Source organism: Reyranella sp., assembly GCF_030651995.1.
Classification (GTDB): Bacteria; Pseudomonadota; Alphaproteobacteria; order Reyranellales; family Reyranellaceae; genus Reyranella.
Genome location: NZ_JAUSBN010000022.1, coordinates 75,313 through 90,696, shown reverse-complemented (window position 1 = coordinate 90,696; position 15,384 = coordinate 75,313). Strand labels below are relative to the sequence as shown.

The window sequence follows — 15,384 nt, the reverse complement described above, 5'->3', positions numbered from 1 at the left end:
GTTACTCCAGGCTGCGGCGGGTGCGGGCAATGGCCAGCGCGAGAAACACGACGGCGAAGCCCACCAGCATGGCAAGGTTGGGCAGCAGCACGGGCCAGACCGTGCCGGCGAGGAACAGGGTCTGCAGGCTCGACACGAAGTAGCGGGCCGGAAAGACCGTCGTCACCGCCTGTACCCAGCGCGGCATGCTCTCGATGTCGAACATGAGGCCTGACAGGATCAGCGCCGGCATGAAGGTGACGAGGAAGGCGAGCTGGGCGGCAACGAACTGGCTGCGCGCGACCGTCGAGATCAGCAGGCCCATCGCCAGGGAGACGATGAGGAACACCGAGGAGACGGCAATCAGCACCTCGGCGGAACCCCGGAACGGCACCTCGAACACGACCAGGCCGATGAACACCGAGACGCCGAGCCCGCCCAGTCCCAGCACGAAGTAGGCGACCAGCTTGCCCAGCAGGATTTCGGTCATGCTGGCCGGCGAGGCGAGCATGGCCTCCATCGTGCCGCGCTCCCATTCGCGGGCGACCACCAGCGCCGTCAGCAGGGCGCCGATCATGGTCATGACCATCGCGATGAGGCCGGGCACGATGAAGTTGGTGCTGCGGATTTCCGGATTGAACCAGTAGCGGTTCTCGACCGTGATGGGGACCAAAGCCGGCTGGGCGCGGTCGCGCCGATGGCCCAGCAGCCACGTCGCCACGACGCCCTGGGCATAGCCGGTGACGATGCGGGCGTTGTTGGCGTCGACGCCATTGACCACGATGGCGATGTCGGCCGCGCGGATCGGATCGGCCACACGCCGGGAGAAGTCGCTGCGCAGCACCACGAAGCCCGCGATGTCGTCGCGCATCAGCGCCGCTTCGGCGGCCCGCGACGTGAGAAAGGAGAAGGGACGGAAGTAGGGCGTATTGGCGAAGGCCTGGAAGAGCCCCGCCGACTCGACGCTGCGATTCTCGTCGACGATCCCGAAGCGCACGTTGCGGGCGTCGAGCGAGATGCCGAAGCCGATCAGCAGGAGCAGGACCACCGGCATCACGAGGGCGATCGCGATCGACGAGGGGTCGCGCACGATCTGGACGAACTCCTTGTGCAGCAACCCGCCGAAGCGGCGGAAGAAGGTCCGGGCCGAGGTCATGCGGCGGCCGCGCCCTGTCGCTCCGCGTCATGTTCGCGGATCAAGCCTACGAACGCGTCTTCGAGCGTCGGCTCGGGCAGGTCGCCGGTCACGAACCGCTGCTTCATCGCGTCCGGGCTGCCGGAGGCGATCATCCGTCCGGCATAGACGATGCCCAGCCGGTCGCAATACTCGGCCTCCTCCATAAAATGGGAGGTCACCAGCACCGTGACGCCCCCGTCTGCCAGCCCGCCGATGCGCGACCAGAACTCCCGCCGCATCAGGGGATCGACACCCGAGGTGGGCTCGTCGAGGAACAGGACCTGCGGCTCGTGCAGCAGCGCGCATCCCAGCGCCAGGCGCTGCTTGAAGCCGAGCGGCAAGGTCCCTGCCTCCAGGTTGGCCACGGCCTCGAGCCCGAAGCTCTCGATCGTCCAGGCGATGCGGCTGACGCGGCGGCGGCCGGCGAGGCCGTAGACGCCGCTGAAGAAGTCGAGATTGTCGCGAACCGACAGGGTGCCGTAGAGCGAGAATTTCTGGGACATGTAGCCTATGCGCTCGCGCGCGGTGGCGCGGGCGCGGCCGAGATCGACCCCGGCGACATGCGCCGAACCGGCGGTCGGCGCCAGCAGGCCGCAGAGCATGCGAAAGGTCGTGGACTTGCCCGCGCCGTTGGGGCCGAGCAGCCCGAAGATCTCGCCGGGCCTGACCGTGAAGCTCACTTTGTCGACCGCCCGGAACTTTCCGAAGTCGCGTGTGAGGTCGCGGGCCTCGATCGCGATGCCGTCCGGGGAGGGGGCTGAGGTCGTCTGGATCGCCGGTGCTGCGACGGGCGGGCGCTCGGCCAGAAGCAGGCTCACGAACGCGTCCTCGAAGCGCGGCCGGGTGGGGCGTGCCGTTGTACTGCTGCCGACGAGTTCCGCGATGTCGGGCAGCGCGCCTCCTTCCTTGAGGACGAGCCGCAGGCTGCGGCCCTGGATGGTGACGTCGGCGACGGACGGCAGCGCGGTCGCTTCACGCTGGACGCGATGACGCTGCCGCTCGGGCAGATCGATCAGGAAGGTGCGTCCCTCCAGCCGGCGCGTGAAGTCGGCGGGATTGCCGGAGGCAAGAAGTCGGCCACCATCGAGCAGAAGGAAGCTGTCGCAGCGCTCGGCCTCGTCGAGATAGGCGGTGCTCCAGACGATGGCGACGCCGGTGCCCGCCATCGTGCGCACGATGCGCCAGAGTTCGCGCCGGGACGCCGGATCGACGCCGGCACTCGGCTCGTCGAGCAGCAACAGCTTCGGCCGCGGCAGCAGGGCACAGGCGAGCCCGAGCTTCTGCTTCATCCCGCCCGAAAGCTGCCCCGCCAGCCGGCGGGTGAAGGGCGCAAGGCCGGTGAACTGCAGCAGCGTCGCGAAGCGCTCGCCGCGAGCCGCCTCGTCCAGATCGTGCAGGTCCGCCTGCAGGTTCAGGTTCTCCTGGACCGTCAGATCCTCGTAGAGCCCGAAGCGCTGCGGCATGTAGCCGATGTCGCCGCGCACCGCGTCGCGGTCCGTGGCCGCGTGGCCCAGCACGTCCAGCGTTCCCTTGTCCGGCATGAGCAGGCCGGCGATGAGCCGCAGCAGCGTCGTCTTCCCGGCGCCATCCGGGCCGACGAGACCGGTGATCTGGCCGGCCCCGATCGCGGCCGTCACGTTCGTCAGGGCGGCCGTGGCACCGAAGCTCTTGCCCAGGTTCGCGAGGGTGACTGGTGCGGGCATGGCCGGCCTAGCCGGCGCCGAGCGGCACGCGGACCGTGACCGGCATCCCCTGCCGCAGGCGATCGTCGGGAGTCTTGATGAACACGCGCAGGCGATAGACGAGCTGGGTGCGCAGTTCGGTGGTCTCCACGGTCTTCGGAGTGAACTCGGCCGTGGGGGAGATGAAGCCGATCCAGCCCTCGTAGGGGCGGGTCGGGTCGGTGTCGGTGACGACCGTCACCGCCATCCCGGGCCGGATGCGACCGAGATCGGGCTCGGAGACGTAGGTGCGGACCCAGACCTTGTCGATGAGCGACACGGTAATGATCGGATTGGCGGGGCTGACCATCGCGCCCGGCTCGACGATGCGGCTGAGCACGATTCCGTCGGCCGGTGACTTCAGCACCGTGTCGGCAAGCCGCCGCTCCGCCAGCGAGACGATCGAGTCCTCCGACCGCACCAGGGCTTTCGCCTGCTCGATGTCCTCGCGGCGGGGGCCGAGCTCGGTCAGCCTCGAGACCTGCTGGGAGATGTCGAGACGGGCGCGCGCCGAATCGTAGGCGTTCTTCGCCTCGTCGTAGAGCTGGCGCGAGACATTCCCGCTGGCCACCAACTCCGTCCGTCGCTTGAGCAGGAGTTCGGCATCGGCGACGGCTGCCTTGTTGGCATCGACCTGGGCACGGTCGCGGGCGATCTCCTCGGGGCGGCTGCCAGCTTCGAGCCGGTCCACCACCGCGCGCTGCGCCTCGAGCCGGGCGCGGGCCAGGGCCACGGCGTCGCGATAGGTGTCGGCCTCCATCACCGCCACCGTCTCGCCGGCCTTCACCGCGTCGCCTTCCTCCTTGTGCAGCGCCTGCAGGCGGCCGCTGGCGTTGAAGGCGAGATCGACCTGGCGGACATCGACATTGCCGTACAGGGTGATGAACGTCGGTTGGGCCCGCGGCCAGTAACGGTACGCGCCGCCAGCGGCGGCCAGCGCCACGGCGAGCAGCGCGATCAGGATCGGCCAGCGGCGGCGCGACTGGGGCATTCCGTACTCCACGCATGTGTTGCTGCGTGGAGAACTAGAACCATTTGCCGTTTCGCCCCTTGATGTCGGTCAAGCCTGCCGACGATAGAGGAAGCAGTTGTCGGCCTTGGGCATCTTGATGCCTTCGTAGAAGGTCATGGCCGTCGGCGCCGAGAGCAACAGGGTGGTGGTTTGGGCTCCACCGGCGGCGGCGCGGGTCTCCTCGATCAGGCGGCGGCCAATTCCCTGGCCCTGGCACGCTCTGTCGACCGCGAGGTCTGAGAGATAGCAGCAGAAGCAGAAATCGGTGACCGAGCGCGCGAAGCCCACCAGCCTGCCGTCCTGGCGCGCCGTCAGGATCAGGTTGGCGTGCTTCAGCATCTGCTCGATGCGGGGACGGTCGGTGATGGGGCGGTTCAGGCCCGACTTGGCCACGACGTCGATGTATTCCTCGGCGCCGAGATCGTCCTCGCGGGCGTAGATCGTATTCATTGCGTCAGCCATCTCCTCAGGGCGGCCGAGACCTCGGCCGGTTTCTCCAGCGGCGTCATGTGCCCGCTGTCGTCGATCACCTCGAGGCGGGCATTGGCGATGTCGCTGGCGATCTGCTGCGCGCGCGGCAGGGGCGTGACCCGATCCTCGCGGCCGACGATCACCAGGGCGGGCATCTCGATCTCCACCAGGAGTGGACGGCTGTCGGCGCGGCCGAGGATCGCCTGCTGCTGGCGCACGAAGCCGTCACCCCCGATCTCGCACGCCATCTCGAAGAGCGGCCGGGTGATGCTCTCGTCGCCAATCCGCGACGGATGGACCAGTTGGGGGAGCAGGGTCGGGTGAATGCCGTGGAAGCGGCCGATCCGCGTCTGCTCGATGAAGCCGCGCCGCCGCGCGGCCGTCTCGGGCGAATCGGGCCCCGCCTGGGTATCCATCAGGGCGATGCGCTCGACCCGCTCCGGTGCGCGGCGAAAAATCTCGAAAGCGACGTAGCCGCCCATCGAGAAGCCGCACAGGGCGAAGGTCGGCGGCGCCACGGCGAGCGCGGCCTCGGCCATCGCCGCCATCGTGTCGTGGTGCCAGAGTTCGGGAATGGTGAAGTCGGCGACGTCCGCCAGGGCATCGACCTGGGGCGCGAAGACGCGGTGCGTGTTGAGCAGGCCCGGCAGCAGCAGGAGCGGAGAACGCGGCATCGCGAGCGGCCTCAGATCTGGATCTGGTTGCCGAGTTCGATAGCGCGGTTGGGCGGGATACGGAAGAAGGTCTTTGTGGCCGAGGCCGAATGGGAGAGCGAGATGAACCAGTCGCGGCGCCAGCGTCCGAGCTTGGAATGCTGCGACGGCACCAGGGTCTCGCGGCCGAGGAAGAACGAGGTCTCCATCTCGTCGTAGGCGATGCCGTGCGGACGGCAGGCCCGCAGCGCCTCGGGAATGTCGGGCTGCTCGGTGAATCCGTAATGGGCGATCACCGTGTGGAAGCCCTTGCCCAGCCGCTCGACCTCGACCCGGTTGGCTTCGGACACGACCGGTACGTCCATCGTGTCGACCTGCAGGATGATGATGCGCTCGTGCAGGACCTTGTTGTGCTTGAGATTGTGCAGGAAGGCGGCCGGGGTGTGGCTGGCGTCGGCCGTCAGGAAGACGGCGGTGCCCGCGACGCGGTCCGGTGCGCGCTCCATGCGTTCGAGGAACTGCTTCAGCGGCAAAGAGCCCTCGCTCAGCTCCGTCGCGACCATCTTGCGGCCGCGCCGCCAGGTCGTGATCGTGAAGTAGATCAGGAACGCCACGATCAGCGGCAGCCAGCCGCCGTCCGGAATCTTCAGCGCGTTGGCGATGAAGAAGGCGAGGTCGGGAATGGCGAGGAAACCGAACACCGCCGCGGCCAGCGGCCAGGCCCAACGCCAGACCAGGATCGCGACCGCCATGGCGAGCGCCGCATCGACCAGCATCGCACCGGTCACGGCGAGACCATACGCGCCGGCCAGCGCGCCGGACGATCCGAAGCCGACCACGAGGGCGATGATGCAGGACATCAACAGCCAGTTCACCCTCGGGATGTAGATCTGGCCGATCGCCGTTTCGGACGTGTGGTGGATCTCCATGCGCGGCAGGTAGCCGAGCTGGATCGCCTGCCGGGTCAGCGAAAACACGCCGGTGATCACCGCCTGCGAGGCGATCACGGTCGCGAGGGTGGAGAGGATCACCAGGAAGATGATGTAATCGTTCGGCACCAGCTGGAAGAAGACCTGGTGAATCACGGCCGGGTTCTCGATGATCAGCGCCCCCTGGCCGAAATAGTTGAGCAGGAGGCCCGGCATGACGATGCCGAACCAGCCGATCCGGATCGGCTTGCGGCCGAAATGGCCCATGTCGGCATAGAGCGCCTCGGCGCCCGTGACGGCCAGCACGATCGACCCGAAGGCCCAGAAGATGCCGAACCCCTGGTCCGTGACCAACTCATAGGCGTAAATCGGGTTGATCGCTTCCAGCACCACCGGGTTCTTCGCGATCTGCCATGCCCCCAGCACGCCCAGCACCAGGAACCAGACGAACATGACGGGCCCGAACAGGCGGCCTACATCGGCCGTGCCGCGGGACTGCAGCATGAAGAGGCCGACCAGGATGACGAGGGCGAGGGGAATGACGAACGGCGTGAAGGCCGGCGTCACCGCCGAGAGGCCCTCGACGGCGCTCATCACCGAGATCGCCGGCGTGATCATGGCATCGCCGTAGAAGAGGGCGAGGCCGATGACGGCCAGCACGATGATGCCGATCCGGACCTTCGGGGCCCTCCCGTTCAGCCCACGGGACGCCAGGGTGGCAAGGGCCAGCACGCCGCCCTCGCCCTTGTTGTCGGCGCGCATGATGAGCGCGACGTACTTGATCGTGACGGTGAGCGTGACCGCCCAGAACAGCATGGAGAGGACACCGAACACATGTTCGGGCGTCGGCGCCATGCCGGTGCCGTGCAGGAAGGTTTCCCGCATCGCGTAGAGCGGGCTGGTGCCGATGTCGCCGAAGACGACGCCCAGGGCGCCGACGACAAGCGCCATCGCCGCCGGATGGTGCGGGGCGGTGGGGGCCGGCGCGGCGTCGGCGCTGGTCTGGGTTTGGGAGGGTTCGGCTGGGGCCATGATGTACAATAGCCGCCTATAGGAGGCGGCGCGGCGAGGGTGTGCGCCGACGCATCGGCACTGTCAACGCGCCAAATCGGGGGAAACGGCGACTAATCGCCTTGACTTGCACAAGGCGCGCAGGTCGCCTTGGGGAAACGGAAGAGGAAGCGCGCCATGCATGTCGATGTCAGCCAGCCCCGCCTGTATCGCGAGGACAGCTGGGGCTCGCACTTTGCCCGGCTGCGGCGCGAAGACCCGGTCCACTACCACCCCGAAAGCCCGTTCGGCCCCTACTGGTCGGTCACGCGCTACGCCGACATCATGAAGGTCGAGCTGGACCCCGCGACCTATTCCTCGGCCTCCGAGCTGGGTGGCATCCAGATCACCGACCAGCCGCAGGGCGAGGAACTGCCCAACTTCATCCGCATGGACCCGCCGCGCCACACCGCCCAGCGCAGGACCGTGGCGCCGATCGTGGCCCCCTCGAACCTCGCCAACATGGAAGGGCTGATCCGCCAGCGAACCGCCCAGGTACTCGACGGGCTGCCGCGGGGCGAGACCTTCGACTGGGCGGACCGGGTCTCGACCGAGCTCACAGCCATGATGCTGGCGACCCTCTTCGATTTTCCACAGGCAGACCGCCGCAAGCTGACGCACTGGTCCGATGTGGCGATCTGCAACATCGAGGCCGAGGACGCCGTCGTGAAGTCCAACGAGGAGCGGATGGCCGAACTGAAGCGCATGGCCGAGACGATGGCAGCGCTGTGGCAGGAGCGCGCGGCGCGGCCGCCGACCTTCGACCTGATCTCGATGATGGCTCATAGCGAAGCCACGAAGAACATGCCGGCCCGCGAGTTCATCGGGAACTTCGGGCTGCTGATCGTCGGCGGCAACGATACCACGCGCAACTCGATGAGCGCCGGCCTGATGGCCATGCTCGACAATCCGGCCGAGGTCGACAAGGTGAAGGCCGATCCCGCGCTGATGGCGAATCTCGTGTCGGAGACCATCCGCTGGGCCACGCCCGTGATCCACATGCGGCGCACCGCGCGCACGGATTGCGAATTGGCCGGCAAGCGGATCCGCGCCGGCGACAAGGTGGTGATGTGGTACGTCTCGGGCAATCGCGACGAGACGGCGATCGAGGAACCCGAACGATTCCGTGTCGACCGGCCGAAGGCGCGCCATCATCTTTCCTTCGGCGCCGGCATCCATCGCTGCGTCGGCGACCGTCTGGCCGAGATGCAGATCAGGATCCTGTGGGAGGAGCTGCTGAAGCGCGACCTCGAGATCGAGGTCGTCGCGCCGCCGGTGCGCCTCTACTCCAACTTCATCCGCGGCATCCGCTCGCTGCCGGTCAGGATCCGCGCCTGATCGTCTCGACGCCGGCGGCGAAGGCCTGCTGCAGCAGCCAGACGTCGCCCGCGATCGAGACGAAGTCGTAGCCAAGCTTCACGAACTGCGCGGCCTGCTTCGCGTCGACGGCGAGGCGGCCGGCGGACTTGCCGTGCTTCTTCGCCGCCGCGATCGTCGCCCGCTCGGCATTGAGGAAGTCGGGATGGTCGAAGGCGCCGGGCTCGCCCATGGCGACGGTGAGGTCGTTGTGGCCGAGCCACAGCATGTCGACGCCCGGCATCGCGGCAATTTCGTCGGCCGCGGCGGCGCCGCGCGGATCCTCGACCTGCAGGATGATGGCGGTGCGCGCATTCTGTTCGGCGAAGCGCGGCAGCAGCGGCTCGGAACGCATGGCGAAGCGCTCGTGGCCGAGGCCGAGCGCCACGCCGCGCGTGCCGTCGGGCCAGTATTTCGCGGCATCGAGCACCGCCTTGGCCTGCTCGACCGACGACACGATCGGCACCATCACGCCGTCGGCGCCGGTATCGAGCGCGCGCGAGATGTGATGGCGCGATTGCGAGGGCACGCGCACGACCAGCGGCAGGTTCGCGGCCTGCATGTAACGCACGACCTGGCGCACGGTATCGAAGCCGAAACCGGTATGCTCCATGTCGAGCACCGCGAATTCCGCGCCCGCCGCCTTCAGGATCTGGCCGATTCCCGGCGTGGCGAACTCGAACAGGAATGTGCCGATCTTCGTGGGCCCGGTGCCGACGAGTGCGCGCAGGCCGTTGCCTGCCCCGTTATTTGCCATTGTCGTTTCCCCCTATAGGGGGGCGATGCTAGCGTGAACCGTCCCCACGACACACCTGCTTTAGGGAGAGACTCATGAAGCTTTATTACATGCCCGGCGCCTGCTCGATCGGCATTCACGTCCTGCTGGAGGAGATCGGCAAGCCCTTCGACGTGCACAAGGTCGACGGCGCCAAGCAGGAGCAATACGGGCCGGACTTCGTGGCGCTCAATCCGAAGTCGAAGGTGCCGACCCTGCAGCGCGACGATGGTTCTGTCCTCACCGAATTCCCCGCGATCGCCGTGTGGCTCGCCCGCAAGAATCCCGACGCGGGCCTGCTGCCCTCCGATGCCGACGGCGAGGCGCGCGCGCTGGAGGCGATGGATTATGCGGTGTCGACCATGCACATGCAGGGCTTCAGCCGCATGTTCCGTCCGGGCAACTACGCGCCGACCGAAGCCGACCACGACAAGGTCAAGGCGCGCGGCAAGGAGATCATGGAGAAGGGCCTGGCGCTGATGGACAAGGCGCTCGAAGGCAAGGAGTACCTGGCCGGCAAGTTCTCGGTGGCCGATGCCGCGCTCTTCTATGTCTCCTTCTGGGCGGCCGCCCGCATGAAGATGCCGCTGCCCAAGAACGTCGCCGCCCACTACGAGCGCATGAAGGGCCGTCCGGCCGTGCAGCGCGTGCTCGAAAAGGAAGGCCTGTCGGCCGCGGCCTGATATCGGCGACTTCCGGGCCGTCCCGCTGTGCGGGGCGGCCCGACCGCGTTCTCCCGGCGGTGACCTTCGATGCCGCCGCGCGCTGAGCTAAGCTCGCGCCATGTCCTTACCCGTCTCCCTGCGCGACCGCCTCCGCCTGCCGCTGATCGCGGCCCCCATGTTCCTGGTCTCGGGCCCCGCCCTCGTGACGGCGGCCTGCCGCGCCGGCGTCGTGGGCTCCTTCCCGACCGCCAACTGCCGCACCGTCGAGGAACTCGACGCCTGGCTGGCCGGCATGGAAGACGACGCCAAGCGCGCCGCCGATGCCGAGGGTCGCGCGCCCGCCCCCTGGTGTCCCAATCTGATCGTGCATCGCTCCAATCCGCGCGTGCCCGAGGACCTGGCCGCCGTGCTGCGCCACAAGGCCGAGATCGTGATCACGTCGGTCGGCTCACCCGAGCCGGTGATGAAGCCCTTGAAGGACGCGGGCTGCCTCGTGCTGGCCGACGTGGCGTCGGTACGCCATGCCGAGAAGGCGGTGGCGGCGGGCGTCGATGGGCTCGTGCTGCTGACGGCCGGCGCCGGCGGCCAGACCGGCTGGGCCAATCCCTTCGCCTTCGTGCGGGCGGTGCGGGCGTTCTGGGACGGGATCGTCGTGATGGCGGGCGGGATGGCCGACGGTCACGCGGTCGCGGCTGCCCAAGCCTTGGGCTGCGACCTTGCCTATATGGGCACCAAATTCATCGCCACGCGCGAGAGCCTGGCCAAGGACGCCTACAAGCAGATGCTGGTGTCGAGCCGCCTCGACGACGTGCTGCTGACGCGGGCCTTCACCGGGCTCGAAACCAACATGCTGCGGCCGTCGATCGAAGCGGCCGGCCTGGACCCGGACAACCTACCGGCGCGCGGCAAGATCGACATTTCCAAGGACATCAACGCCGCCGAGCGCGATCGGCCGGACGCCAAGCGCTGGAAAGACATCTGGAGCGCCGGCCATTCGGTTTCGGGCGTGGCGGATGTCCCGACGGTCGCCGAACTGATCGAGCGGACCGCCGCGGAATACGACTCCGCGCGACGGTCAGTGCAGCGCGTATAGCCCGCAGGAGAAGCGGAATTCGGCCGGCTTCACGAGCTGGGCGTTCGCAACCCGCACGCGATGGACCTTGCCGTCGAGATTGTGCTCCCAGAAATCGAGGAACTTGGTGAGGGCGGGATAACGAGGGGCCAGATCAAGATTCTGCCAAACGAAACTCTGCAGAACGTGCTTATGATCGGGCATCCAGTAGAGGATTTCGGCGGTCGTGATCCGGTAATCGTTGAGCTGCGCAACAAAATTACGATCCATACAGGCCCTCCTTGACTTGGTGCGCCGGGAAGAATAGTTACGCACCCTTCCAAGAAAATCAGCAAAAATCGTTCCAGATCAAAGAGTTAGCAGCAGTCTTCGGTGATTGCTGCTCGTGCGAACCTACTTTGGGAACCTTTTGTGGCGTGCCTTGACTCGGGCACCCGACAACCCTAAATCCCGTGCGCCATTGGCACTCGCTCTCTATGAGTGCTGACAGCACTACATTCACCGCGGCCATCAGGTCGCGCAGGGTCAATCGCTCACTGGAGGAAGAACCATGAAGTTCCGTCCGCTTCACGACCGGGTCGTGGTCAAGCGCGTCGAGGAAGAAGGCAAGACCAAGGGCGGGATCATCATTCCCGACACCGCCAAGGAAAAGCCGATGGAAGGCGAGATCATCGCCGTCGGTCCGGGCGCGCGCGACGAGAAGGGCAACCTGGTCCCGCTCGACGTCAAGAAGGGCGACCGCATCCTGTTCGGCAAGTGGTCGGGCACCGAGATCAAGCTCGATGGCCAGGATCTCCTGATCATGAAGGAATCCGACATCATGGGCATCATCGAAGGCTCCGCCTCGATGAAGAAGGCCGCCTGAGCTTCGCTCGGCATCACCGAAAACCAAAACGACATTCGAGAGGAATAGAAAATGGCAGCCAAGGAAGTCCGCTTTAGCGCCGACGCCCGCGAGCGCATGCTGCGCGGCGTCGACATTCTCGCCAACGCCGTCAAGGTGACGCTGGGCCCGAAGGGCCGTAACGTCGTCATCGACAAGTCGTTCGGCGCCCCGCGCATCACCAAGGACGGCGTCACCGTCGCCAAGGAGATCGAGCTCGCCGACAAGTTCGAGAACATGGGCGCCCAGATGGTGCGCGAAGTGGCCTCGAAGACCAACGACATCGCCGGCGACGGCACGACGACGGCGACCGTTCTCGCCCAGGCGATCGTGCGCGAAGGCGTGAAGTCGGTCGCGGCCGGCATGAACCCGATGGACCTCAAGCGCGGCATCGACCTCGCGGTCGAGGCGGCCGTCGAGGACATCAAGGCGCGCGCCAAGAAGATCACGGGCACGGACGAAGTCGCCCAGGTCGGCACCATCTCGGCCAACGGCGACAAGTCGATCGGCAAGATGATCGCCGAAGCCATGAAGAAGGTCGGCAACGAGGGCGTCATCACGGTGGAAGAGGCCAAGAGCCTGGACACCGAGCTGGACGTCGTCGAGGGCATGCAGTTCGACCGCGGCTATCTCTCGCCGTACTTCATCACCAACGCCGACAAGATGATCGCCGAGCTCGACTCGCCGTACATCCTGCTGTTCGAGAAGAAGCTGTCGGGCCTGCAGGCGATGCTGCCGGTGCTCGAGGCGGTCGTGCAGTCGGGCAAGCCGCTGCTGATCATCGCCGAGGACGTCGAGGGCGAAGCCCTGGCGACCCTGGTCGTGAACAAGCTGCGTGGTGGCCTGAAGATCGCCGCCGTCAAGGCGCCGGGCTTCGGTGACCGTCGCAAGGCGATGCTCGAGGACATGGCGATCCTGTGCGGTGGCCAGCTGATCTCCGAGGACCTCGGCATCAAGCTCGAGAACGTCACGCTCGACATGCTCGGCAAGGCCAAGAAGGTCATCGTCGAGAAGGAAAACACCACGATCGTCGACGGCTCGGGCAAGAAGGCGGACCTCCAGGCCCGCATCAGCCAGATCCGTGCGCAGATCGAGGAGACCACTTCGGACTACGACCGCGAGAAGCTCCAGGAGCGCCTGGCCAAGCTCGCCGGCGGTGTTGCGATCATCAAGGTCGGCGGCGCCACCGAAGTCGAAGTGAAGGAGAAGAAGGACCGCGTTGACGTCGCCATGCACGCCACCAAGGCTGCGGTGGAAGAGGGTGTCGTCGCCGGCGGCGGTTCGGCCCTGCTCTACGCGATCCGCGCGCTGGACAAGGTCCGCACTGCCAACGACGACCAGAAGGTCGGCATCGAGATCGTGCGTCGTGCGCTGCAGGCGCCCGTCCGCCAGATCGCCGAGAACGCCGGCTACGACGGCGCCGTCGTGGCGGGCAAGATGCTCGAGCAGAAGGACTCGAACTTCGGCTTCGACGCCCAGAAGGGCGACTATGTCGACATGATCAAGGCCGGCATCATCGATCCGGTGAAGGTCGTTCGTACGGCCCTGCAGGACGCCGCTTCGGTGGCCGGTCTGCTGGTCACGACGGAAGCCATGATCGCCGAGAAGCCGGAGAAGAAGGCCCCGATGATGCCGCCGGGTGGCGACGGCGGCATGGGCGGCATGGACTTCTAAGTCCAGTCTTCTCAGAGAAATCGGAAAGGCCGGGGAGCGATCCCCGGCCTTTTCTTTTTGTGCGGGCGTGGCCGTGGCTCTCGCCTCCGCTCTTCGGGAGGTCGCGGGCCTGTGTTTTATGAAGGCAAAGAAAGGTCCTTCGCTGCGCTCAGGATGACAACGTTTTCTGCATCGACGCACGGCGCCAATCCCAGCAAAATTGTCATCCTGAGCGCAGCGAAGGACCTTTAAGTCAAATGCGATAGGCGAGCCCGTGAACTATCCGCTTTCCATCAAAGGCGTCGTCGTGCACGGCGCCCGCGTCCTGCTGCTGCTCAACGAGCGCGACGAATGGGACCTGCCCGGTGGCCGGCCCGATCCGGGCGAGGATCATCGCGCCGCACTGGTGCGCGAGGTGCTTGAGGAGACGGGGCTGGCGGTCGAGGTCGGCGCGCTCGTCGACGAGCATCTGTTCGAGGTGCTGCCGCAGCGCTTCGTGCGGATTGTTGCCTATGCCTGCACGCTCGGGACCGAGGGCACGATTGCCCTCAGTCATGAGCATCACGAGGCGAGCTGGGTCGAGATTGCGACGCTTGGCGAGCGCGTTGCCGGACGCCTTCTACCCGCCGGCTATCTCGGCGCGATTCGCCAGGCCGCCTGCCAGCCCTTGTCGCCATAGCTGCGGCTCGTCTCGACCTTGAGGAAGCGGTCGTGCGCGCCGGCGGCGCCGAGCCACAGCTCGTTCCAGGCGTCGAAGCCGGCGAGGGGATCGGCAAGCTGAAGCTCCCGGGCCAGCTTCCAGCTGTCCATGCGCACGGTGACGGCGCCGTCCTTCTCCTCGGATGAAACCGCCTCGCCCTCGGCGGCGAGGATTGCCGTCAGCCAGCGCGCGAACAGCCGGGCGCTGTCGAGATCGCCGGTTTCGACGTCGGTCGGCAGGTCGAGGTCGCGCGCGGTCTCCTCGTGGAACTGCAAGCCGACCAGTCGCGCCACGCGGCCCATCTCGGTCTGTGCGTCCTTCGCGCCGAGCTGGTCCTGCAACACCGGGAGCATGGTCTGCACGTAGCCCATCGCGTAGGAGCGGAAGGTGCGCAGCCGGCGCTCCTCGGGCCAGTTCGCCGTCTCCAGCTTCGGCTGGGTCTTCCAGTCGATGCGCGGCATCTCCTCGTCGTAGGCGAAGCGCACGCGCTCCTCCTCCTTCAGGGGACGGCCGTAGTCGTAGTAGTACCCTTCGAGGCCGGGTTTGCCGTCGACCGTCATGCCCGTGCAGACGAAGCCGAGGCCCGGATTCTTGAGCGAGACGCCGTTGTGGCCGTGCCAGGCGTGCAGGAAGGCCGCCGATACGTCGTGCGGCACGGCGGCGATGGCGGTGCCCTTCCACATCCAGCGCGGCGGCGGATAGCGCACCCACGCCTTGGTGTCGCTCTCGCGCAGGTAGCCGGTCTTCACGCCCCCAAGCGCGTTGGAGTGATAGTGGTAGAGCGCGCAGGCTGGCGCGTCCTTCTCGCCTGCGATGCCGAGCTTCTGAAGGCCGGGCAGGAACTTGTCGAGATGCTGCCGGCGGAAGTGGCGGAAGATGTATTCGCGTGCCGTGTCGCTGCCGCGTCGCGACACGAGACTGATGACCAAGCCGGTCATCAGCGCGTTGTAGAGCGTGCCGACCGCCCGGTAGGCGGCCTCATTAGCCACCATAGCCGTCGACCAGGATTGCCTTCGACTTGCCGGCCTTGAGTCGCATCGCCAGCACCGGCTTGTATTCTTCCGAATCGTAGAAGCGTTCCGCGGTGGCGAAGTCGGGGAACTCCAACACGATCACGCGCGAGGGGGCCCAGCCGCCCTCCAGCGTCTTGGTCTTGCCGCCGCGCACGACGAACCGGCCGCCGAACTTGGCGACCAAGCCCGGCGTGTGCTTGCGGTATTCGGCCATCAGGGCCTCGTCGGTGGTCTCGACTTCGGCAATCAAGTAGGCGGTCATGTCGCGTCTCCCA

The 15,384-nt window shown here is 66.9% G+C and carries 16 protein-coding genes; 6 read left to right on the top strand and 10 right to left on the bottom strand.

Annotated elements, in window-relative coordinates:
* Window position 1: 1 nt before the first annotated feature.
* The 6 genes from Q7V45_RS05755 to Q7V45_RS05730 form a co-directional block, all read right to left on the bottom strand.
* Complete coding sequence (locus Q7V45_RS05755) at window positions 2–1,135, bottom strand: ABC transporter permease (protein ID WP_304848413.1); 1,134 nt, start codon at window positions 1,133–1,135, stop codon at window positions 2–4.
* The gene (locus Q7V45_RS05750) at window positions 1,132–2,859 is read right to left on the bottom strand and encodes an ATP-binding cassette domain-containing protein (RefSeq protein ID WP_304848411.1); all 1,728 of its coding nucleotides are present in this window, start codon (window positions 2,857–2,859) and stop codon (window positions 1,132–1,134) included. The genes Q7V45_RS05755 and Q7V45_RS05750 overlap by 4 nt, the downstream gene beginning before the upstream one ends.
* Window positions 2,860–2,866: 7 nt before the next feature.
* On the bottom strand, window positions 2,867–3,868 hold the full coding sequence (locus Q7V45_RS05745) for an HlyD family efflux transporter periplasmic adaptor subunit (protein WP_304848407.1): 1,002 nt from the start codon (window positions 3,866–3,868) through the stop codon (window positions 2,867–2,869).
* A 69-nt stretch (window positions 3,869–3,937) separates the two neighbouring features.
* Window positions 3,938–4,339 (bottom strand): GNAT family N-acetyltransferase, encoded by a 402-nt coding sequence (locus Q7V45_RS05740; protein WP_304848404.1) that lies wholly within the window; start codon window positions 4,337–4,339, stop codon window positions 3,938–3,940.
* Window positions 4,336–5,034 carry an alpha/beta fold hydrolase gene (locus Q7V45_RS05735; RefSeq protein ID WP_304848401.1) on the bottom strand — a complete coding sequence of 233 codons (699 nt, stop codon included), beginning with the start codon at window positions 5,032–5,034 and terminating at the stop codon, window positions 4,336–4,338. Before Q7V45_RS05735 ends, Q7V45_RS05740 begins: the two co-directional genes overlap by 4 nt.
* Window positions 5,035–5,045: 11 nt before the next feature.
* Window positions 5,046–6,893: a potassium transporter Kup gene (locus Q7V45_RS05730; RefSeq protein WP_304848514.1), complete on the bottom strand. Its 1,848-nt coding sequence runs from the start codon at window positions 6,891–6,893 to the stop codon at window positions 5,046–5,048.
* Window positions 6,894–7,130: 237 nt separating this feature from the next.
* On the opposite strand from Q7V45_RS05730, the gene Q7V45_RS05725 reads away from it, so the two are divergent.
* The gene (locus tag Q7V45_RS05725) at window positions 7,131–8,330 is read left to right on the top strand and encodes a cytochrome P450 (RefSeq protein ID WP_304848398.1); all 1,200 of its coding nucleotides are present in this window, start codon (window positions 7,131–7,133) and stop codon (window positions 8,328–8,330) included.
* Here Q7V45_RS05725 and Q7V45_RS05720 read toward each other — a convergent pair.
* A complete protein-coding gene (locus tag Q7V45_RS05720) occupies window positions 8,314–9,105 on the bottom strand; it encodes an HpcH/HpaI aldolase/citrate lyase family protein (RefSeq protein ID WP_304848395.1) in 792 nt (263 codons plus the stop codon). The two genes, Q7V45_RS05725 and Q7V45_RS05720, sit on opposite strands and share 17 nt — an antisense overlap.
* Before the next feature lie 74 nt (window positions 9,106–9,179).
* Here Q7V45_RS05720 and Q7V45_RS05715 point away from each other — a divergent pair, with 74 nt between their 5' ends.
* Both Q7V45_RS05715 and Q7V45_RS05710 read left to right on the top strand, forming a co-directional pair.
* A complete protein-coding gene (locus Q7V45_RS05715) occupies window positions 9,180–9,806 on the top strand; it encodes a glutathione S-transferase family protein (protein ID WP_304848392.1) in 627 nt (208 codons plus the stop codon).
* 100 nt (window positions 9,807–9,906) lie between these two features.
* A complete protein-coding gene (locus Q7V45_RS05710; RefSeq protein ID WP_304848389.1) occupies window positions 9,907–10,881 on the top strand; it encodes a nitronate monooxygenase family protein in 975 nt (324 codons plus the stop codon).
* Here Q7V45_RS05710 and Q7V45_RS05705 read toward each other — a convergent pair.
* Window positions 10,864–11,130, bottom strand: coding sequence for an usg protein (locus Q7V45_RS05705; protein ID WP_304848386.1), 267 nt, complete (start codon window positions 11,128–11,130; stop codon window positions 10,864–10,866). The genes Q7V45_RS05710 and Q7V45_RS05705 overlap by 18 nt on opposite strands.
* 280 nt (window positions 11,131–11,410) lie before the next feature.
* Here Q7V45_RS05705 and groES point away from each other — a divergent pair, with 280 nt between their 5' ends.
* The 3 genes from groES to Q7V45_RS05690 all read left to right on the top strand — a co-directional run bounded on the left by groES (window position 11,411) and on the right by Q7V45_RS05690 (window position 14,075).
* Entirely contained in the window at window positions 11,411–11,725 is a 315-nt protein-coding gene (gene groES, locus Q7V45_RS05700) for a co-chaperone GroES (RefSeq protein ID WP_304848383.1), read from the top strand.
* 51 nt (window positions 11,726–11,776) lie between these two features.
* Window positions 11,777–13,417 (top strand): chaperonin GroEL, encoded by a 1,641-nt coding sequence (gene groL, locus Q7V45_RS05695; RefSeq protein ID WP_304848380.1) that lies wholly within the window; start codon window positions 11,777–11,779, stop codon window positions 13,415–13,417.
* 253 nt (window positions 13,418–13,670) lie between these two features.
* Window positions 13,671–14,075, top strand: coding sequence for an NUDIX domain-containing protein (locus Q7V45_RS05690; RefSeq protein WP_304848377.1), 405 nt, complete (start codon window positions 13,671–13,673; stop codon window positions 14,073–14,075).
* Here Q7V45_RS05690 and Q7V45_RS05685 read toward each other — a convergent pair.
* Both Q7V45_RS05685 and Q7V45_RS05680 read right to left on the bottom strand, forming a co-directional pair.
* Entirely contained in the window at window positions 14,027–15,088 is a 1,062-nt protein-coding gene (locus Q7V45_RS05685; RefSeq protein WP_304848374.1) for a hypothetical protein, read from the bottom strand. The genes Q7V45_RS05690 and Q7V45_RS05685 overlap by 49 nt on opposite strands.
* Window positions 15,078–15,371 carry a DUF1330 domain-containing protein gene (locus Q7V45_RS05680; protein WP_304848371.1) on the bottom strand — a complete coding sequence of 98 codons (294 nt, stop codon included), beginning with the start codon at window positions 15,369–15,371 and terminating at the stop codon, window positions 15,078–15,080. Before Q7V45_RS05680 ends, Q7V45_RS05685 begins: the two co-directional genes overlap by 11 nt.
* Between the last annotated feature and the right edge of the window lie 13 nt (window positions 15,372–15,384).